The 21887-nt window shown below is 30.4% G+C and carries 16 protein-coding genes; 5 read left to right on the plus strand and 11 right to left on the minus strand.

The window, feature by feature from the left end; genetic code table 11:
- Positions 1 to 97: 97 nt before the first annotated feature.
- Positions 98 to 3535 carry a caspase family protein gene (locus tag Q0829_RS03490; RefSeq protein WP_298539973.1) on the minus strand — a complete coding sequence of 1146 codons (3438 nt, stop codon included), beginning with the start codon at positions 3533 to 3535 and terminating at the stop codon, positions 98 to 100.
- A 316-nt stretch (positions 3536 to 3851) separates the two neighbouring features.
- Between Q0829_RS03490 and Q0829_RS03495 the strand changes: the two genes are divergently transcribed.
- The gene (locus Q0829_RS03495) at positions 3852 to 4760 is read left to right on the plus strand and encodes a hypothetical protein (protein ID WP_298539976.1); all 909 of its coding nucleotides are present in this window, start codon (positions 3852 to 3854) and stop codon (positions 4758 to 4760) included.
- A gap of 147 nt (positions 4761 to 4907) precedes the next feature.
- On the opposite strand, the gene Q0829_RS03500 is transcribed toward Q0829_RS03495, so the two are convergent.
- The gene (locus Q0829_RS03500) at positions 4908 to 5144 is read right to left on the minus strand and encodes a helix-turn-helix transcriptional regulator (RefSeq protein ID WP_298539978.1); all 237 of its coding nucleotides are present in this window, start codon (positions 5142 to 5144) and stop codon (positions 4908 to 4910) included.
- A gap of 61 nt (positions 5145 to 5205) precedes the next feature.
- On the opposite strand from Q0829_RS03500, the gene Q0829_RS03505 reads away from it, so the two are divergent.
- Positions 5206 to 5787: a hypothetical protein gene (locus tag Q0829_RS03505; RefSeq protein ID WP_298539980.1), complete on the plus strand. Its 582-nt coding sequence runs from the start codon at positions 5206 to 5208 to the stop codon at positions 5785 to 5787.
- Here Q0829_RS03505 and Q0829_RS03510 read toward each other — a convergent pair.
- Both Q0829_RS03510 and Q0829_RS03515 read right to left on the minus strand, forming a co-directional pair.
- A complete protein-coding gene (locus tag Q0829_RS03510; protein ID WP_298539982.1) occupies positions 5784 to 6455 on the minus strand; it encodes an ATP-binding protein in 672 nt (223 codons plus the stop codon). The genes Q0829_RS03505 and Q0829_RS03510 overlap by 4 nt on opposite strands.
- A gap of 6 nt (positions 6456 to 6461) precedes the next feature.
- Positions 6462 to 8288, minus strand: coding sequence for a hypothetical protein (locus Q0829_RS03515; protein WP_298539986.1), 1827 nt, complete (start codon positions 8286 to 8288; stop codon positions 6462 to 6464).
- Between the two features lie 351 nt (positions 8289 to 8639).
- Between Q0829_RS03515 and Q0829_RS03520 the strand changes: the two genes are divergently transcribed.
- Positions 8640 to 8984, plus strand: a complete 345-nt coding sequence (locus tag Q0829_RS03520) for a helix-turn-helix transcriptional regulator (RefSeq protein WP_298539989.1) — start codon at positions 8640 to 8642, stop codon at positions 8982 to 8984.
- Between the two features lie 643 nt (positions 8985 to 9627).
- Here the strand turns inward: Q0829_RS03520 and Q0829_RS03525 are convergent.
- The 6 genes from Q0829_RS03525 to Q0829_RS03550 form a co-directional block, all read right to left on the minus strand.
- Positions 9628 to 12252, minus strand: coding sequence for a hypothetical protein (locus Q0829_RS03525; protein WP_298539992.1), 2625 nt, complete (start codon positions 12250 to 12252; stop codon positions 9628 to 9630).
- A gap of 593 nt (positions 12253 to 12845) precedes the next feature.
- Entirely contained in the window at positions 12846 to 13136 is a 291-nt protein-coding gene (locus Q0829_RS03530; RefSeq protein WP_298539993.1) for a type II toxin-antitoxin system RelE/ParE family toxin, read from the minus strand.
- On the minus strand, positions 13123 to 13380 hold the full coding sequence (locus tag Q0829_RS03535; protein WP_298539995.1) for a type II toxin-antitoxin system ParD family antitoxin: 258 nt from the start codon (positions 13378 to 13380) through the stop codon (positions 13123 to 13125). Before Q0829_RS03535 ends, Q0829_RS03530 begins: the two co-directional genes overlap by 14 nt.
- 434 nt (positions 13381 to 13814) lie before the next feature.
- On the minus strand, positions 13815 to 14414 hold the full coding sequence (locus tag Q0829_RS03540; protein ID WP_298539998.1) for a DUF6642 family protein: 600 nt from the start codon (positions 14412 to 14414) through the stop codon (positions 13815 to 13817).
- A gap of 183 nt (positions 14415 to 14597) precedes the next feature.
- On the minus strand, positions 14598 to 16583 hold the full coding sequence (locus Q0829_RS03545; RefSeq protein ID WP_298539999.1) for a serine hydrolase: 1986 nt from the start codon (positions 16581 to 16583) through the stop codon (positions 14598 to 14600).
- Positions 16584 to 16690: 107 nt separating this feature from the next.
- Positions 16691 to 17857: an alpha/beta hydrolase-fold protein gene (locus Q0829_RS03550; RefSeq protein WP_298540001.1), complete on the minus strand. Its 1167-nt coding sequence runs from the start codon at positions 17855 to 17857 to the stop codon at positions 16691 to 16693.
- A 182-nt stretch (positions 17858 to 18039) separates the two neighbouring features.
- Between Q0829_RS03550 and Q0829_RS03555 the strand changes: the two genes are divergently transcribed.
- Complete coding sequence (locus Q0829_RS03555; RefSeq protein WP_298540003.1) at positions 18040 to 19032, plus strand: histidine kinase; 993 nt, start codon at positions 18040 to 18042, stop codon at positions 19030 to 19032.
- A gap of 1 nt (position 19033) precedes the next feature.
- Entirely contained in the window at positions 19034 to 19729 is a 696-nt protein-coding gene (locus Q0829_RS03560; RefSeq protein WP_298540005.1) for a LytTR family DNA-binding domain-containing protein, read from the plus strand.
- A 145-nt stretch (positions 19730 to 19874) separates the two neighbouring features.
- Here Q0829_RS03560 and Q0829_RS03565 read toward each other — a convergent pair whose 3' ends face one another.
- On the minus strand, positions 19875 to 21518 hold the full coding sequence (locus Q0829_RS03565; protein ID WP_298540007.1) for a serine hydrolase: 1644 nt from the start codon (positions 21516 to 21518) through the stop codon (positions 19875 to 19877).
- Positions 21519 to 21887 lie beyond the last annotated feature (369 nt).

Genomic DNA, 21887 nt, shown 5'->3' on the forward strand with positions numbered 1-21887 from the left:
AAAATTGGTTATTAAATTTAAAGCAAAAAGAGTTCTAAATTCGGACTGCCATTTGAGGAAGATTAAATATGCCTAAAACTTTTAGTGCACAATTATATCACTTCAACCTCCAATCCCACTCTATATTTTCGGTTCTGGAAGTTGGTTTCTGATGACCGTTAGTTAATAATTGAACTTTGTTTTCTACATAATTTTTAAATTCGGAGATTGTGATAATTCCATCATTCCCATATCGTGTTCTTCCCAATTCCTTAAAACCTTGAATTACGCTATAGGTAAAAGCACCATTTTTCCATTGTCGATCCTCATAGGCAAATTCCAAACCACCTGCCGCAGAAATAACATATGAACCATTACCCCTATCTAAATCATAGAACAAACTCTGCATTAATTCAAAGCTGCTTTGCAGGTTACGACTTTTATTATTCCCAACGGCAATAGAACCTTTTACACCTCTGGGTAAAATTGCAGTAACATTTTCATTAGTGACCACTATATTTTTTAGATCCTGTTCGTTATCTAACTCGCCACTATGACAAGCGTCAATGAGCATCAATTTTTTTCGAGCCGGTATACCAGTCATTAAATCTTGCATTTCTTCATATGAAATCCCATATAGCGATGGATATGAAAAGTCCATATCATGAGGAGCAAAATAAAAACTAAGATTATCATCAATTAGTCCATGACCAGAAAAAGATATAATAACTGTATCGTCTATATCGGTCTTTAGTAATTTATCTTTAATTCTTGCCAAGTTAGTTTTGGTGACTGAAGCATTGGTTAAAGTATCTACGACTAAATTTTGACCATATTGCTGCTTAAATAGCTTTGTTAATGAAACTACATCTTTGTCTGCATATTTAAGGTTCATAGTACTATCTTGATATTTTGACACACCAATTCCAACAAAATAGGTCTTGTTTTTCTGTTTAGTTTTAGTATTAACAATTTCAAAAGAAATAGGATCGCTTTCAACGCTGTTTTTATTCTTTGCTACTATGGATATATTATTCTTGCCCTTGCTAAGTTTGAAAGTTTGCTCAATAATGTTTTTTCCTTGAGTAGTTTCAATTATGGATATAGGAACACCATTGACATAAATAGTAATTATTTTCGCGCCTGAAGAGTGTTTTAATTTCACTTGGACATCTCCTGTCTTAGAAGAAGAGCTTAGTTCATTCGAATTAATCAGTTGAATCTCTGGAATAGGTAAACTTAAAATATCAATTTCCTCTGACAGACCATTTCGTCGTAATCTTTTCTGGTAAGCCTTTTTATATATATCGATTGTAGTTTGGTCCGAAAACCCTAATCGTTCAAGTATGATGTCTGGTCTATTCAAAAATATTTCATAATTCAATAGAGAATAGGTACTTAAACCTTTAACAAAATAAAATTGTCTTAAATCTCTTTTTGAAGAATAAAAATGGTTGTTTACTGTTCTGAACATTAGAGATATCATTTCTGATCCTTTTGCAAAAATATTTATAAAAGTTTCGATTTTTAATGTGTCAAGATTAATCAAGGCTATTTGTCCTGAATTAGAAAAAACAAATAACTTGTTATCAACTTCTCGAACTTCACTAATTGGCCCAATCCCTATTTCTATTACTTCTGGGACTGATTGATTTTTTTTCCAAAATTGCACAAAACCATCGTTGGTAGAGTAGCCAAGAATTAATTGCTTATAATCTAACAACCTTCCGTGAGTTAAATTCTTACCGGATAAATAATAATGTACACTACCAGTAATTTTATCAGTAAGTTTTAATTGATTTGGTTTGCTATGAAAAAGTAGATACGTTTCACTAAAATCAAATTTGTAATGCAAGTCACCAAAATCTGAGTTACGTTTATAACGATTATCGTTTTGATAAACCTCCCTGATAAGTTGACCTGATTCCAAATCATAGTGTTGGATTAGATGAGAATCATTTAGTGCATTTTTATACCTATAAATAATTAAAGTTTTATCATCTGAAGATAATTCGACATTCTGAACTCCAAATTCTTTCCACTTATCAACCATAAAGGTTTTTAATGTATTCTCCGCATGATTGAAAAGATATATTTCATTTAATTTTTCTCTACTGTAAGCGCAAATAAAGTTTTCACTTCTACTCAACTTGTAAAAAATAGGAACATAACTTAACCTAAAAGTTTTTGATTTTGATGGTTTACTATTTAAAGGGTTATCGTAGGTTTCAAGGGAGATTTCAATGTTATTTCCCGTTCCATCAACTTGTTTTAGCATTACTATACCTTTTGATGTAAGAAATTGAGTGTTGTAGGTATTAAATACCTTTTTTAGTTGAAGATTTTTCAAATCATATAAGTAAGTTTTTAGCAACATTATAAGGCCATCTGAACGAACTCTTACATTATTTTCAACCGCAAATACACTTTTCCGGTTCAAATTTGGGAAAGTGATTTTATCTCCCATAAGATCTTTAATATTACTGATGCTGATTTCATAGAATCTGAAACTATCGTAGAAGTAAATCTTGTTATTCTTGGCCCCGTAAGAGTTACCTCCTTCATATTTTTTTTTTGAAATCAATTCAAAATTATCCTTGTTTAGTGTTAAAATTTCATTTTCCTTTATTGACATTGTGGTTCTAAGTACTACCAAGTACTTATTATTAGAAACTAAGGCATTTTCGAGTAGTTGATTTTCTAAAATATTAGTTACAAGATATTTGGATTTACTTTTAAGGTTATAAACAAATAAGCTCTTATCCTTTCTAAATATCAGATTTCCATTTGATAATGGGAAAATTTCATTGTGCTCAGGTAATAAAATATCTTGAGTTCTATCTGATTGAAAATTATAAATTTTTGCATTATTGACGGCAACAAGGTCGTATGGAGTCTTGAATTGTCGATATGTAAGAAGAACTTCATTTGTATTATCGATTAACCTTGCTTCAACTCTAAAATCAGTTCTTACATTTTCTTCATTCTGGATATTTTGGATTTCAAAACTGTTTAAATTTACAGATACTATTTCACCTTTAGTTCCAATTCCAACCCATTTGTTATTATCTTCAGGATCTTGAATGAAAGTGGCTGTTGCAGCATACCAATTTTTTAATCTCAAATCATAGCTATACCACTGTCTTGAATATTTTCCACTTTGAAGATTAATTTTACCAATTGAAAAGCTACCATTACCAGATTTAGCCTCTAATAATAATATATATGATTCGTCCTTACTGAGGAATGCTCCAATTTCATTTTCAAAATTAATATTATGAAGTTTTTTCTTTTCCTGAATATTCCAAATTTCTAGAATTGTACCATGTGTAATTACCATTAGCTTATTCTGAAAATGTGGTCTACCGGGATTTAAGATTGCAGATTGAAGATAATTACTTTGGATCTGAGGAGTTTTCATGTCAATAAGTTGGCTAATAATCTGCTCTTCACTTTGAGAATATCCCCATTTAATAGTTATAAGTGATATGATCAGCAAAATTTTTCTAAATTGAGATTTAAAACTCAAAGCCGTAAGGATAATGGACAAATCCATATTTTTTCTTTAAATTACAATAATTAACGAAAAAAGCATACTTTCAATCAGTATTTATTTGAAATCCAAATTTTTAAGTTATAAAATCCTCCATTTAGAAGGGACCATAGTTTTTGTTTGTATAAATAGTAATTCTTCCTCAAAAACATTTTAGGGATCAATTGACCGTTTTAAATAAGATTAACTAATGAAACGATGATGAGATGATGAAAAGAGTATTTTTTGGTGTTTATTATGAGTAGACCTAGAGTTAACTTAAAAAACAGGATTTCAACTAAAATTCATAAATTTTCTTAATCTAAATTATATCAATAAAATGAATAAAACTACTACTCTAATCTTAAGTCTACTCCTAATTGGCTTATATGGAAATGCCCAAAATGAGGATATTGTTAACAGGAGCTTAGAAAAATTTGAAAAGCGAAATGATTCCATTTTCACTTCTCATAGGGGACCATCCGTTGAGAGTTTCACAAAACAATATATAATAGATAGACAAGGATATGAAAAATATCTCGGGAATGTCATAGATAAAAACCTAGCAAAAGGTTTAACTTACGACATTAGGGAAAATGTTTTTTATGATAATATTGAAGATGCAGATGACACAACATCAGACGAGTATGCCTTAAGTCAACTTGATTACTTTTCAATACCAATTAAACTGAAAAATGGTGACTCAGTAGTTGTGGATTTTGGTAGAACAAAGGATTTTACTAGTTCTTATCAAAAAGTAAAAAAAATAGTTATCACATCATTGAATGAAATATTGAATGAGGCCAATAAAGAGCTTTTAAAAGATTCTATTCCGCCAATAAAAAGAATCTACATAAGCGCAAGTAGCAATGGAAAGCATTCAAAAAATAGTAATCATTACAGAAAGGAAGCTCTTGATATAAGTAGAATTAATGGTCAGATGATTGCGTATCACCATTTTTCTTTTAGAATTAAAGAAAAGCTAAAAATCCATATGGATAAGTTGAATTACAACGATTACAAGAACAAGTATTTTCTCTTGATTGAAGAGATGCCGTACAATCTTGACGAGATTTTTTTATGGAATAGATTGGAAAAATTACAAAAGGCAATCTTAAATCATAAATTCACAAGAGAAAATTATGGCCCCTTGCTTAATACTAAATATGATAAAAAAACAAAAAAATTGACTGAATATGATTATGTCATTCCAGGTCACCATAACCATATTCACTTTTCTGTCAGATAACACACTTCTTCTAAAAACAAGGGGTTAAAAATTTCATATCGTTTCTGATTTAACTAGATTTATCTTATTCAAACTATTTTTCTGCCTCCAGGTAATATGATTGTATAGAGTTTTACTTAGTTAAAAAGGAAATCAAATAGTAATTATTTATAATCCCTTAAAAAAATCGGAAATCTTAATGTCAAAATAATCACAAAGTGCAGATAAAGTACTCACTGTAATATTTACTTTACTTCTCTCAATTCGGGATATATGTATACCTGTATCGTTATATACATCTTCTTGGGTAAGCCCTTTCTCTTGCCTCAGGTATTTAAGCTTTGAAGTAATTTGCTGTAGTAATTCTGTATTTTTTAAATGACTTCCCATTAATGGCAAAGTCATAAGATTTGATCATTTTCGTAATGACATAAATGTCTGTATCTTTGTTTATTATTTTTTCACTATGGACTTTGATATAGTTACATCGAATAATACTCCTGAGAAATTTTTCTCTTTGATTTCTAAATACTGGTCTATTAATGATAATAAATTATTTATCCACAGTGAAAAGGATCTGAGGGAAGAATATGGTAGAAAATTTAAAGAGATCGTAGCAAGATTTTCTAGCACATTAATTAAAGTGAACTGTGCCTTATGTCATTCTTCTTTTAATATACTTGCGAAATCAAGAGATGTACTAATTGAAAATCTTAATACAGATAATAAGATATGTGAGCTCTGTGAATTATATTCCCCTAATTATCTTGGTTATTATGAGAATAAAGAACTAGATGTTAAATCTCAATATGATGAAATTTCAGAATTTGAAAAGTTTATTCTAAAAGGGTTGGTTAGTTTAAAATCGAAAATGCTTATTTATAGACATATCTTCAATAATAATTTAGAGGATAAAGATCTTTGGAAATTAATTAATGGACTTGAAAAAAAGGGTCTTATTTTTATTGAAAGAACTAATGATTGCAAAATAAAATCATTCCAATTTCCAACCGAAATTATAAAACTAATAAAAGATAATAACTTTTAAAAACTATCTTCTCTTTCATACATAAGAAATGATTCAATATCATCTGATAAAGAGGCAAAATTCTCATTTTTACAAAATCGATTATTGATTAATTTTTTGTCTGTTATTTCATACGTATTACAGATTGCTGTTATTTCTTTTTTCTTGGGTCTATCCAACCATATTTTAAAATTTATTCTTCTGTAAAACTCAGGTATCCCCTTTACTTTATTTCTTACACCAAATAATAGATCATCATGAAAATATTCTGGACCAGCTAGAATAATACCTAAAGATTCCTCTGTTAAATCTCTAAATTCATGAAGGTATTCGAGATCAGAAAATTTAAATTTTCCAACTTCATCTATTATTAGTAACCTTTTCTCATTACCATAGTTTATACTTCTTAATCTATTCATTATTCCATACAGAGATTTATATCCTCGATTTGATATAGACTGAGTACCTAGTAGTTCACTATAGAAATTCATTGTTGTCATTGATTTTCTAACTTTAATGAATTGAGTATTTCTATTTTCTTTATAAAATTTTCTTAAAGCAATAGTTTTGCCAGCACCTTCATATCCAAAAACAGCAATCATCTTTGAGTTTTCTAAAGCATAATTGCAAGCTTTCTGAATTGACATAAAGTTATCTAATTCAACTAATCTTTTCTCGAACTTTTGCATATTCAACTAGTTAACCTCTTTATATTCATTTTTGCCTTTAAATTTTAAAAAGCTGGAGCTTTTCCTTGTTTTGAATTTGTTGTGTTTTACTTTTTTGATTGGATACACATTAGAAAGAAGTATTTCATTTTCTACTCTAGAAGCTTTTTCTAACGATTCGAAATCTTTTTCCATAGATATAATAGGAATTGATCTAAGTTCTTCCCATCCTTCATCTAAATCAGAATTTAAATCATCTAGATTCTGAATTATCCTTTGATTTCTTGCCTCTATATGCTTCTTTAGTTTCGATTTATCAGAAGAATCAAGAATGATATTTATACCCTCTTCTACATAAAGAGTTCCTTGATATTTATCCGTTGTTTTATCAAATACATCAATTTTTGATAGATCTAGTTTATCATAACGAATAATTACTGTTGTTCTATTAATCCGATTTGATAAATAAGAATTATCTATAGGATATGTATGAATTTTACCTTGTTGTTTAATAAAAATTTTAGAATTTCTTACCGTAGTAAATTTTTCTTCTAAAAAAATATATGAAAGATTCCCTTTAATAAACTTAATACGATTAGAATCAAATTGTTTCTTAAACAATTGATTTGGAGATTTTCCTTTTGTCAAAATACTATTATTGTACTCTTTTACTTTTAGACTGATTAGTCGTTTTACTTCATTTTCATTTTTGATAAAAGGTATTTTTGAATATAGTTTTTCTAAGTCAGAATTTACCCTACCTCCTTCTCTACTTGATGTTATACTATCACCAATATAACCAATTTCATATTTTAAATATCCACCTTTTAATGTGTCGAACCATCTTTCAATATGTCCCTTATCTCTAGGGTTTCTTGATTTACATTGCCTAGCAATAATTCCGAAATCAGACATTTTTGAAAGTATTGTTTTAAATTTTTCTGATAAATAACATTGATGCCGATCATGTACTATCATTTTAGGGATTACTTTTAATGTTTGAAAAGATTTTTTAAGACATTTTAAAGTCATTCCAGTATTTTCAGACTTATCAAAAGAATACCCCAAAATTTTTCCAGAAGAAACATCTATAACTGCGCAAAGCCATAATTTATAAAACTCATTTTTTTCATCTTTTAACAGGAAATTCAATACTGTAGAATCAATTTCCAGTACATCTCCTGAGTTTTTAGGTTTTTTTCTTGTTATATATGAATAAATATTGTCTTTGGCATATTGTTTCCCAAACCGTAAAGGATCCGCTATGTTTTTCAATTCCTGATTTGAAATAACTCTTTTAACTGTTGAATATGATATTGTTTTTATATTCCTGGAGATTAATTCATTATTAACCAAATCTGAAATTTTTTTATAAGAATATTTCCTTGGTAAAGCATAATAATACTTTATTCTATTCTTAATTAATGGGGTTAATTTGTATGGTTCTCTACCAAATCTTTTGAAGTCATGAATTAAAGTCTCGTTAATTCCTTCTTTTTCAGCTCTTAGTATTTTTTGTGTAAAATATTTGTAATTTTTTGTTTGAAAAATAACAGATTTCAATGTTATATATACATTATGAATATCTATGATTTTTAACTCCTTTTTTAACTGAATAATTTCACTAAATACAGAGTGTGTCTTAGCAATAAGATTCCAATTATCATTATCAAATAAATAATCTTTATAATAAGGCTTGTACTGCATCCAATATTCAGGATTTGTGCAAGCATTATTTAATATAAATCGAATTTTCCTATATGTTATAAATGCTTCTTTATCATCGATATATTTTTTATCACTCAAAAGTATTTCTTCAATTTCATGTTTTTCTAGAAATATTTTATGTTTCATAAGTAATCTAATAGGTATAGACTCATATAAGATCCATTTTTCATTATCAACTTTTAAAACTTGAAATTTAAAATGATTATACTTTTTAGCGAGATAAATTTGGTTTTCTAAAGTTCTCTTATTAAATCCTTTTGTTACTAAAAAAGATATTGATAGGTGGATTTTTCCTAGATAAACTCGTAATGTTTTTTTATTGAAATCTTCGAGAGAGAAGAGCCGTTCATTATACATAACTTTAGTATATTTAGTTAATTATATTGGACGACAAGGATTTAAATATAACTAAATAATACTAATAATAAAATGTTATTTGGTTAATTATAAAACTATTAACAAGTATAATTTAGTTTAATGATAGGATATAAGTTAAAAAAAATAAGAACTCAAAAAGGGCTCACACAAAGTGAATTAGGTGAAATTTCTGGAGTGTCATATGTACAAATAGGGAGGTATGAAAATAATACTGCTAATCCAACTTCGAGAATTATTAAAAAATTAGCTGATGCACTAAAAATATCTATTGATGATTTTTTGCAATCAGATGAAGAACTTATAAAAGTAAAAGATATTGATTCATTATATGAGAAAATGAGGACTCTGGTATCTGATGATCAAAGTGAAATTAAAACAATCAAAATGATGTTTGAAGCTATCATTTTTAAAAATGAAGCACGTAGAAAATTTAGCAGTAAATAATTCATATTCTAAATGATCTAACCAACTCTTTAAGTTAATAATTCTTCATTTTAATTAATTCGTTTCACAATCCATTTTATAGAGATTCTTTTGTTTTCAATATAGTTGAGGAACATTCAATTTCTTCTAAATTCTATATTTTAAATTGACGTTGACAGTAATTATGTAAAAGTCAATTTGCGACACGCCTACCACATTCGTAGCTATCATGTTCTCAACGGCATCAACCCGCAGATATTTAAAATTGATTTTATGATCAATTGTAAATACTCGTGTAAAATATCCCACAGTAATTCTATTTCATAGCAATATTAGCTACTGGGTTCATCATAATTCTAAAAAAACTATTGTTGAAACATTCTGCTCATAATTGTAGCTATAATTTGCCGTTATGTAAAATTGCCGCGCCCAACCGCTTTATTGTTTTGTAAATAAAAATGCTCGCCGCTACATCATCTCACAGTTTCATATAATTCATCCACAGGATAAATTATATTCACTCGTCTCTACACACAATTTGCCAACGCTTGGCCACACCAAAACCCGCCCGAACATTCCTTTTTGAGGCCGGTTTGCCAACGTTTCATCTGGGTAAAAACGCACCGCTTCTATTTTACATAATATAATTATTTCAAATATTGGTTTAAGGTTTATAACCAATATTTTTAGCTAGTTTTTTGGTGTAAAGATGATTTTTATCTTTTTCAAAGATCATTTTGATTAATTTCTTTGCTTCGCCAATTTTCCCTAAATGAACATATAACCAAGCTAATTTTGTCCTATCATCAAGGTTATCAAAATTATCCGATATCCGATCATTCATTATTTTAATCATTCTATTTGTATTGGCATTTCTTTCATCCTCTCTACTATCTAATTCTCCCGAACTAAGTAATTCAATTAATCTAGTGGCACAAGAACTCATAGAAGCTTCGGATGTATTTTCTATTTCGCACATCTCAATCAATGAATGAATTTCTCCAAAAAAATCATTTTGTTTATTATATAAAATTGATAGCCTTTTCCAAACGGGAATTGTTTTATTAATGTCATTTTCCTTTTGAATGAATTGTTGACAAGCTGAGATTGCTCCCGGATAGTTATTAAACTCTTCCATTAATGAAGCAAAAGTCAACCAAGATTGATAGTGTTTTCGACATAAATATTCAAGTATTGGCTTATAAAAAGCCAATTTCTGATTATTTTTTGTTGTTACCTTAGTAGCTACACTTCGAAAGAATTTTTCTAATCTCAAATCAATACCTTCATCTACATCTATCACTTTACCTACCCCTAACATCATTAAAATTTCCCTATCATCTAAAACTTGCTGTTTAAAGGTACTCACGGTTAGTTTATTTTGCCCAAACAAATAAGCTGATAGCGGAAGTGATATAAATTTTGAAGAGTCCTTTTTAGATGAATAAACATCTATAAATGAAAATTTATAAAGTTCTTCAATGGCTGATTCTACATCCAATGAAGAATCAGCTGTTTTAGTTAAAACTGCCTCTAGACCTATTTTAGGAATGGTTGACCTCCAACTGGCTAAAGTGAGAAATATTTTTTTAGCTGCTCTGGATAACATACCATAAGTTCTTTCAAAAAGTGCAGTTAATAATTCATCCTGACTAGCTACGATTCTTATGATATTTCCGGCTTTTTTTTCGATTGCAACTACGCCCAAAAGTATTTTTGCTACATAAGGATGCCCGCCAGATTCTTCAAATAAATTTTCCAAATATTTATCATTAATCATATTGGAAATATTTAATTTATCACTAACTGTTACTACTAATTCTTTAAATTCACGTTCAGTCATTCCAGAAACCGTAATCGGATAATCAGCTTTAAATTCGCTTATTCTAGATGTAATTAATATTTTATTTGGTGTTCTTATGTAAGTATCCAACCAAACAAACATTTCAGCCGGGTTTTTTACCGTTTCAAAATTGTCAAAGACAATCAAAATAGGAGAAATTCCTTCCGTTTGTTCATTTAGTTGATTTTCTATAAAACTTCTACAATCGAATCCTTTGGTTTCTAGTTTATCAGGATCAATCAATTTCACAAATTCTCTTGCTATATCATCGATATCTAATACTTGAGGTTGTACCGATTTAGCTCCATATTCCAATAAATCAATATCTCTAGAACTAAACCATAAAATTGTTTGATACCTTTCTTCTTTGCATAATCTTGTTAACACTCTTAAAGCCAATGAAGTTTTACCTATTCCTCCTCTACCCAATAGGGTTACCATTGGATGTCTCTCATTCAATAGAGTTTTTGTCAATTCGGATTCTAATTCTTCTCTTTTTATGTAAATAGAATCAACTTTTGGTAAATTAGTAAAACAATTATCTATAACGTCAAGTGTTTTTTTTCCTTCGGTTTCACTTAATGGTAGATCACCTGGTGGCAATAAATATTTCGAATTATCCTTACTGTCTCTATTTCCTGTTGAATATGATAGAACTTCGTATCTTTTCCCATTAAACCCACCATTAGGGAAAAAGAATTCAGTAATATCTGAATCGGATTTCACCAATTCAACATAAACAGGTCTATTAAAATAAATATAAACGCCATTATCATGATTTTCTTTTTTTCCAGAATTTGATTTTAAATAGTTAAAACTTGTACTATTTTCTGATATACTAGTTACCTTATATTTTCCTGATAAATTCTGCGATAAATAAACCCATTCATATTCAAAAAGAGAAAAATTATTACAAATAAGTAAAAGGGATTTTTCTAATTCTGGACATATTTTTGTACATATACTGCTTTGTAAGGCTCCATGACCTCTAGTTTTATTTCTTAATTGAGCAAATAAGTTAAACCAATTCTTCATTGCAGCTTTTGTAGGAATATCATCTACATCTTCTCCAACTAATTTTAAACATTTATTTAAACTAGTTAATGCATCATGTTGCCAAGTACCGGTTTTAAGTTTCTGTGTAAGTTGTCGTTGTTCATTTTTTAGTTGAATCAATAACAAATGGGACGTTGGGCCAATTAAGATTTCTTCAATCGACCTACTCCATTCACCAATACCATCTGCTCTGACAAGATTATAAATTTGTGTATATTTCTGTTTTTTTGGATCCTCTTCGACGCCAGCTAATAATCCAGAACATATTAGTTTTGTTAATAATTCACCAGTGTACATTAATGATAAAAAAAAAGTGGAATCAGAATCTTCTTTATCAATATAATTTCTATTCCAAATCTGTTTTAATATTTTAAGTTTTCTATTATACATTATAATCTTTAAGTTGAAATTTACTGTTAAAATACAATTTCAATTTAAGGTAAATTTCCTCTTTAAATTATAAACTATATAAGGATTTTTAATAATTATATTAACATTTTGAAACAAAAATAGGCGCAAATTCCATTCCACACACATTCCCCTACTCTCCTATCGTCGAACGGGCAATAAGTGTTGCATTACCTTTTTTTAAAGGAACATTTCGTTAGAAAACTTTTAAATTAAACTATAGAGGAAATAAACGCCATCGCACCATCTAGCTCCTACTTCAAAAGGTCTACTAGACCTTTCTCATTCGGCCGTCCCAAAGCAAAGTGATCCTCCTACATTACATTTCGGCGGACAGGCGGCACGCAAGTACATTATAGTACAAATGTATTTATTGAAGCACAACAGCGGTCCGCCGCGGCGGATTAACATAATTGCAGATATAACGACACCGTCAGGTGTTTTATATCGATTCCCAGCCGCATCTTCTCGCAGATTCAATAAATTGATTCACTGGATCAATTTATTAAACTCATATAAAATTGCTTTAAACTTTAAAAATTATCATTTTATTGTATACGGATGTGCGTTATAGACTATAAATTCTTTTCATAATCCATGCTTTGGTTTAATACACGAATAATTAAAATACCAATATCGGTAGACAAATAGAAAATAGTGTGGGATTTATAAGAAAATCGTTTTAATGATAGAATAAATTCTGATGCATCACGTCCAAGATTAGTATTATCCGCTAATACTTGAAACAGTGTATGCATTCCTAATAAGTAATCCTTAGCTTCTTTTAACCCAAATGTTTCAATACCATATTCATACATTTTGGCAAGATCCATCTCTGCTTTTCTTGATACTTTATAAACGCCCATCTGCTCGCATACGCTCTTCGACTTCTTTCATAATATCTGGAACAGTTTTATCACTAATACCGCTATCCATGCCCTCAGTTATAGCAGCTTTAAGTGCTGAGAACTTTGCTTTTTTAGCTTGGTCACGTCTTACTAAATCACGAAGATACTCACTATCATTTGTGAACTCTCCTGCCTTAATTTGAGACTTTATCCATTTATCTTGTTTCTCTGTAAATGTGATTGTTTTTCTAATTGTGGCCATTATTATGTGTTTAAATAATCATACTATTGGTGTAATATAGTGAATTTAGTTAAATGCATAAAATTTAAGAGTACAATTTATGTGATAGGTAATAACCCCCATTCCACACACATTCCCCTACTCTCCTATCCCTTCGACAACACTTCGACAAGCTCAGTGTGACAGCTCAGGAACCACGTAGTTTCGGGTAATAAGTGTTTCATTACCTTTTTTAAAGAAACTTTTCGTTAGAAAACTTTTAAAATAAACTATAGAGCAAATAAACGCCATCGCACCACCTCGCTCCTACTTCAAAAGGTCTACTAGACCTTCCTCATTCGACCATCCCAAAGCAAAATTTATTACTTCTATTACATTTCGGCGGATAGGCGGCACGCAAGTACATTATGATACAAAATTGTAATTCATAATTCTAGCCGCATCATCTCGCAGATTTAATAATACAACCTAAAATCAAGTAGTTTACAGATTTTGTAATGTCTTTGATGCAACTCTTCTACGACATCTAACATATTCTCATCTTCTTTAAATAAGTTAAAGAATGCAATATCCAGATTTGAGCTAGTCATTCCATTACATTCACTACCATATCCAGAAACACCTTTTGCGCCAGTGATATCCAAAAAATATTGTGCTTCTTCTTCGTCTAAATCTAAAACTTTTGCATTTGAAAAATGTAAAATCTTTCCTTGTAACCTTCCTTCAAAAATTTCTGCAATTTCTTGTAGACTATAATAATAATCATTTAAACAAATACTATTTGCTCCTCCTGATATAATGAAGTATATTATTTCGTAGTTTTTGAAATTATGATCATCTAAAACCAATGCATTTAAGCTAGCTTCTAAACCTTCAATGGTATCACACGTTTTATAAATACTAGCTACGCCATACTGAGAGGTCAATTGTTCTAATTTTTTTTGTGCCTCAGTAATATCGTTCGTTTCTATATCATCAACTGCTTCTAAACAGTAAATGAAATAATCTGCATCTATTAATTGCTCTTGTGGTAATTGCTCTCTTTTCTTTAACAAACTTTCAGGATTTATGCAACGTATATGAATAGCAAAAATAATGCAACTCTTTTATTCTTTTTTAAAAATATTGCGCTAGAATTTAATTATCCTTTGTATACACATGTCAACTTCGCTCCTATCCCATTCCACAACACTTCGACAAGATCAATGTAACAGCTGAGAAATCAAGTGATTTAGGAGTTATTTCGTAATAAATGTAGGTATAATGATTTCAGAAATTTGAGTCATTATTTTATCATCTTCACCATCATGACCAGAAATTACAATGGTCAAATCTAGTTCTTCGATCACTATAACACGTTGTCCACCACCTCCCCAAGCTAATGTAGTGTCATAACTTTCATCACCTACTTTTAGGAGTGTTTGATACCAAAAATAGCCATAGCGATAGTCTTTTGGCATCCAATCTTGAGTTGGTTTCACTATGCCAGCGGTAGCTTTAGTAAGATATTCTTGAGAAATAAGTTGTTTACCATTTAATTTTCCTTTATGAATAACCAAATTACCCAATTTGATCATGTCGCGAGACATCATACGTACACGCCACCCAGCCTCTGGTAACCCGCTTATATTATTTGACCATTTATAATTGGTAATACCGAGTTTATCAAGAAGCTCAGTTTTAATAAATTCCTCAGCCGTACCAGGAACAACGGCATCAATGACCGTCATCACCAGCATAGGATTAAAATTACCATACAAATATGTCTGAGATTCTGAAGTTATAGGTTCACTCTGCTCTAGAAGCGTCTGAACAAGCCCTTGGCCTTTTAATCGAACTGAATCATTCTCAATTTCTTTCCACTTATCTCTATCTATATTCAGTCCTCCGTGCATGGTTAATGCTTTATGAAGTGTAATTTTTTCTGCTCCTTTGGTAAACTTCTTAGGATCAACATCTTTTAGAAAACCAATCAAGGGTTTGTCTAGATCTTCCATAGATAGGTAACCCATTTGAATAGCTCTTCCCAAAACCAAACTAGTATATGCTTTTACTGCTGATGCTTGTCCGTGAGGTAAGTTGATACGACCTTTTTTATAATAGGATTCAAAAACTAATTTATTTTTGTGTGAAATGAGTAAGGCATCATAATTCCCATATTTGCCATCAAAAATCTCTTTAGAAAGTTTAAGGATTGCATTTCGATTGTTATTACTCACTGCTAATGTATCCACTGATATTCCATCTTTTCTGTCCTCTGGAGTTGTAGTAATAAATGGATTATTGAGGTGTGGAATATCCCAGAATGACACCTCATTGGTTTCACTTGAAACATGACTCATCAGGGAAGATAACCAAGCGACACTTTGTACAGCAATCCTTGGGAAAGCAGTTTGATGATCACCTTCGATTACTTTATTTTGAATGGATAAATCTAAATTTTTTCTACTATCCAGTAATTTAATAAATTCGTCTATAGGTTCGTCCTTTTCTTTTTCTAATGTACCATAAGCGATATATACATTAGCGTGTAATGTATTGTTCTCATTTGACTCGGAAGCTCCTAATTTGGTATTAATCTCAGAGAGGTATGGAATTAAGCCTTTGTTCAATGGACTACCAAGAATATAATTATCAAAAGTATCAGGTTGAGTCAATAGTATATAAGCCCCGAATGCACCGCTTAGTGAGTAACCAAAATAAGTGCGACTGTCTGGATCCGTACGATAGTTGTCATCTACATATTGAATAACATCGTTGCGAATAAATGCCAAGTGATTTTTAGCTTGGCCAAATTTCAATTTAGGATGATTAGGATTGGATTTTTTCCAGAAAGAATAATCAGTAAATCGGCTAGCGTGAGCTCCATATTGTTGCTTTAAATCTTCTGCAACGTCCTTCTGCCAGGAAATTCCAACTAGAATAACGTCTTCTAGCATGAATTCTGTAGATCCGGATAGCATTTCTAGATGCCACATAGCATCTGTATAATAAAGAACAGGATATTTTTTGCTTTCATTCTCTGAATAATCTTCTGGTAACTCTATATACAATTCATAATTTCTTTCATTATTAGAATCTTTTATCGGAATTACCCTAATTTGAGGTGATTCTAAGGCAGATCCATTCTCTATTTGCGAATTTCCGTTTGTGATATTTTCTTGAGCAAAGACAGTGTTTAACGATAAAGCACATGTCAGTATTAATAATTTGATAATTTTCATATTTTCTGTTTTTCCTAGCTAATTGATTTGTGATTAAACCAGTTGACTATTTCTATTTTTAATTTAATAAATCCACCCAATAGATCTTTGATGAATAAAACCAGGTTTCATTTCTCGAGTCTTTGTAGCCATCTTTTAGCAAGTGAAAATTCTGGATCAATTGTCAGTGCTTTTTCGATCATGACCTTAGCACTTTCAAGCTGACCTTGAGCTCTGCGTACAAGTCCCATTCCGAGATAAGATTCCTTCCCTTCAGGATACACTTCTATGGAATATTGAAAGATTTCTTCTGCGGCAATTAAATCCTTACTTAGTATCGTGTGAAAACCAAGGTTAAATATGACGCCTATAGGTGGCTTGATTTCATACCCGTATCGTTTTGATAACCTATCGAAATGTTGTGTCACTTTATCCAATGATTCCAGGTTTTCACCGGGATTGAAGGGATTGAAGTCAGGATATAACGCAAGAAGAAACAATATAAAATCCATCGCTGGCACATGACCCTGGTTCACCAATTCATCTACTTTATAGGTAAAACTCTCTGGTTTATGATCTTCTACAACAAGAGAGAATTCAGAAACAATATCTGTTAACCCCTCTTCATCGCTATAAATGATGTGTAGCGATCTGTTTTCTGCAAGGGTTTTTAACGGACCCGATTTTATTTTTTGTTGAAGCACTGTTGGTATGTGCATAATTGATGGACTGCTTGCAAAATAGCCATTAAACAGATGGGGCTTATTGAGCAGCGCATAAACAGTAAAAAACCCACTGTTAGAAGCGCCATAAAGTACTTTGAACGGAGCAGTCCGGTATTTATTATCAACGTGCGGCATCAGCTCTGTATCAAAGAATTTAATATAATTATCCGGAATAGTTGTGTCCTTATGTTCCCTTGTTGGCAACAAAATACTATTTCCTTCGGGTAGATCTATTCCAATGAGTATCATCTCCGGAATTTGCCCTTCGCCCATGTAATCTAATGTAGCAGCTAACATGGCAAATCGGGCACGGTAATCTGAACCCAACATATACAGCACGGGATAGGTTTTCTTGGAACTATCGTAGTTTGCAGGTAAATGGATTGATAGTGGAATAGTTTTGTTTAATACTTTTGAATGAAGTGAAGATATTTCACCTAAGGTGACTGCTGCTTCATTGTGTTCTGTTAAATGAGGGAAATCAGGTTCGTTTACTTTCTGTTTTTTAGTATTGCACGCATTTAATACTAGTGCAAATACAAGTGTCAAAATAAAATGTGGTTTTGTCATTATTTATTTTTTTACTTAAATGTTGAATAAATGTATAGTATATTCAATGTCTAAATCTATTAATAGGATGAACCCAATAATTAAATGATCAAACCATTTCGTCATTGATATACCTCTTTCATAAAGAAATAAAGACGATTTGTATTTATAGATAGTATCTTTATTAGTTATTAAAATAGTTTATGATTAAAACCTCTTTACAGCATACAATACTCCTTAATATTGGAGCCTTTTTATTGGTACTTACACTTGAAGTATTAAGTATGTGGGCGATTAAGGATAGATTTGATACTACTTTTTATTTTTACTTACATGGTTTTAATTATACAATGGCAATTATGGCCATCATATGGATAAATCATTTCGTTCTAATTCCATCTGTTTTTGATAAGAGACGCTACTTTTTATATACAATACTTCTTATTGGGAGTGTGTTTTTTGTGGCATATTTGAAAGGGTATTGGAAGGATGGCTGGTATGGTGTTTACAAAATGATCTTCTTTTTAATTTATACTACAGGAGCCGGAATGGCTGTCTTTTTTTTAAGAAGAAATATGATCATTCAAAGAGAAAAAGAAGACAAAGAAAAGTTACAAAAAGAGATGGAACTTAACTATTTAAAAGAGCAAGTGAATCCACATTTTTTTTTCAATTCATTAAATAGTATTTATGCACTTTCTAGGCAACAATCACCCGAAACTCCTGATGTTGTTATGCAGCTTTCAGAATTAATGCGGTATCAATTAGAGAGTTCAAAAAAAGAAACGGTTTTATTAAAAGAAGAACTTGAGTTTATAGAAAACTATCTTTTACTTGAAGAAAAAAGACTCAGTAAACGATGCATTGTTGAATTAGTAATTGAAGGTAATCTTTCTGGACTAAAAATTTCACCCATGTTGTTAATTCCTTTTGTTGAAAATGCTATTAAACATGGAGCGCAAAGCACTAATGAACAAAGTAAAATTGATATTTATGCCACTATAAAAGATACTACGCTACATTTTGTTGTGGTTAATTCAAAGCCTACGGTGGTTATTGCATCAAATAGAAACGGATTAGGGCTTGAAAATGTAAGAAGACGTTTAGGCCTATTATATCCTAATGCTTATACATTAAATATCGCCGATAAAGGAAACGAATATCATGTTAACTTAACTATTGATTTAACCATATAAGATGATAAAAATTGGTATTGTTGATGATGAATTACTAGCACGTAGAGTGTTAGAAGAATACTGCTCTAAAATTGAGAACTTTGATATTGTACTTAGTACTGGGAATCCACTTGAATTTATCAATTTCATTCAACAAAATGACGTTGATCTCATTTTTCTTGATATAAAAATGCCAGAACTTAATGGAATGGAAATTTTGCGTTCTCTATTAAAACCACCTAAAGTGATTTTAACTACGGCTTATTCTGAGTATGCATTAGAAAGTTATAATTATGGTGTTGTGGATTATTTATTGAAACCCATAAAACTTGAACGCTTTATAAAAGCCATAAATAAAGTTTCTGCTTCAAAAATAAAAGACTCTAAAAAAAATAGTGTAAGTGAAGAACTTCAAATAAAACATGATGGCGTGCCGGTTAACATTTCATTTAAATCAATTCTATACATTCAGAGTTTCGGAAATTATTTGAAAATCTTTACCGATTCACGAATGTATCTTATTTCTGAGACACTAATTAATATCACTACTTTATTATCTAAAAATTTCCAACGCACACATAAATCATACATTGCTAATTTAAATAGAGTTTCAAAAGCAACTAGAACCCATTTATTAATTGAAAATAATAAAGTTCCTGTTAGTGCTATGTATAAGGTTATTGTATTTGAAAAACTGGAAGTTTTAACAAAATTATAAAATAGATAATACCCATTCTTCACGCTATGTAGCGTTCCCCTACTCTCTTATTCCTTTGACACTTCTGCAAGCTCAGTGTAAACAAAATCAATATGACAGTTAAGGATATGCATTAAGTATGATCATCCTAAATATTCACTACATTTTAAGGATTTAACAGAGCTGGTAAAATATAATCAATCATCATTTTATCAATGTTTCTGTGAGTACCTGGTTTACCATATGCTGAAGCCGTAATGACAATAACAAAAGGAATGTCTTTGAAAATAAAAATCTTATTGCCACCATTTCCTGTGGCAAAAGACACTTCATAATCTTTATCATTGACTGTATATACTCTATTCCAGAAAAGGTAACCGTAATGCAAGCCTTCTATTCCTCCATAATCCTGAGATACTTGTTTGGCTAAACTTTTTTCTACCCATTCTTCAGTTAGGATTTGTTTCCCGTTCCAAAGTCCTTTGTTTTTATATAATTGTCCATATTTGGCAAAATCAATAGCTCGTAGTTCTATACCACCACCTGTATATGCAACATTTTGTGGGGTATAAAACCATTTATAATTGGTAATATCTAATGGCTTAAATAATTTTTTATCAGCATATGAAACCAATCCATCAGGAACTGATTTATGAATAATATCACCTAGCAAATTAGACCCAGCAGTAAAATAATTATAATCTTTACCTATTATTTTGTCTTTATGCATGGGTAAATCTAAAGTAAACTTCACCCAGTTATCAGTAGATTGCATCTTATCTTCAGTACCTGGACTTTCATCATCCCAATCATCACCTAGAAATCCAGAACTCATGGTTAAAAGCGATTTTAGGGTTACAGCATCTTTTTTGGTACTATAATTCTTATATAATCTTAAATCATAAAAGTCTTTTAATAAAGCGTTTTCATTTTTTATAAATTTTTCTTTAATGGCTATCCCCATTATTGTAGAAGCAAATGATTTTCCTACGGACCTGGGGTTGTGTAAATGATCTCTTGTTGCATCGTTAAAATATTCCTCTATTAACAGTTTACCATCTTTTATCACCACAATTCCATTAATATCTTCAAACCTACCTTCTACTATTTTTCTATTAAGTGCTTCAATTTTATTGTCATCAAAATTATCTTTAGAGATTTCCCAACCACTATTAGGCTGTATTTTCTGAACAGGAACTAAATTTTCATCTATATAAATTTTAGGCACTTCTACAGCGATATTTCCTTTTGCCAAAAGAGGTCCAACTTTTAATACTTCTTCTTTTAAATAGGGTCTTACTTCGATACTTAACGTATGATTTCCTTCTGTAAATACATCTTGCCCACCATTTAATTTCATAAATCGTTGCCACATAAACCAACCCCAAAAACCTATTCGTTCTGGTGTTACTAGTGGTATTACTTGTCTAAGTTTTTCTGTTTTCCTGGTTTTTGGTCCCGCTCCTGTGTTTAGGTTCTCTACATAAATTATTTTCCCATCGACTATGTATGTAAATTGAAAATTTCCTTTACTTAACAGTTCTTCTTCCGATAAAGTTGGAGCTAATTCTTGAAGACTCTGTATTAATGGTTTATCTAAGTTAAAAACAATACTTAAGGAAGTGTCCTTATATAGATTGAATTTTTTTGAATAATTCTCTCTTGTAATTTTACCTTTTGTAAAGTCTACTGTTGAATAAAATAAGTTCTCAATTTCGTTTGATGATGTATTGCTCGATTTTGATTGACCACTGTTTTTACATGATAGTAATAGACAGCAAATAAGGGTAAATAAATAATTAGGTTTCATATTCGTAATTTGATTTCTTGTAAAGGAAATTATTTTTTGTCATTAGATGTAACTATTTTCATTATTAGATGTCCTAAACTATAGTATCAGACTATTTTTTAGTCCTTACATAAATAAAGATCGCATGCTAACTAAATGATAAAAAATAGTAATCTCATTTTTTTGTATTAAAACGCAGTAATGATAAAATTATAATCGGATGAATATATCGTTATATGAGCTTTTCCTGGTATTAATTATTGGTCAGTGTATTTTTTTGATTTTTGCTATCCAGTATATTCCTAAAAAGCATACCGGAGCAAACAGGGTTATACAGTATTTATTAGCTATTTATAGTCTTTTTCTATTCGAAAGGGCTATAGGCCATCA

The sequence above is a fragment of the uncultured Aquimarina sp. genome (assembly GCF_947492405.1).
Taxonomy (GTDB): Bacteria; Bacteroidota; Bacteroidia; order Flavobacteriales; family Flavobacteriaceae; genus Aquimarina.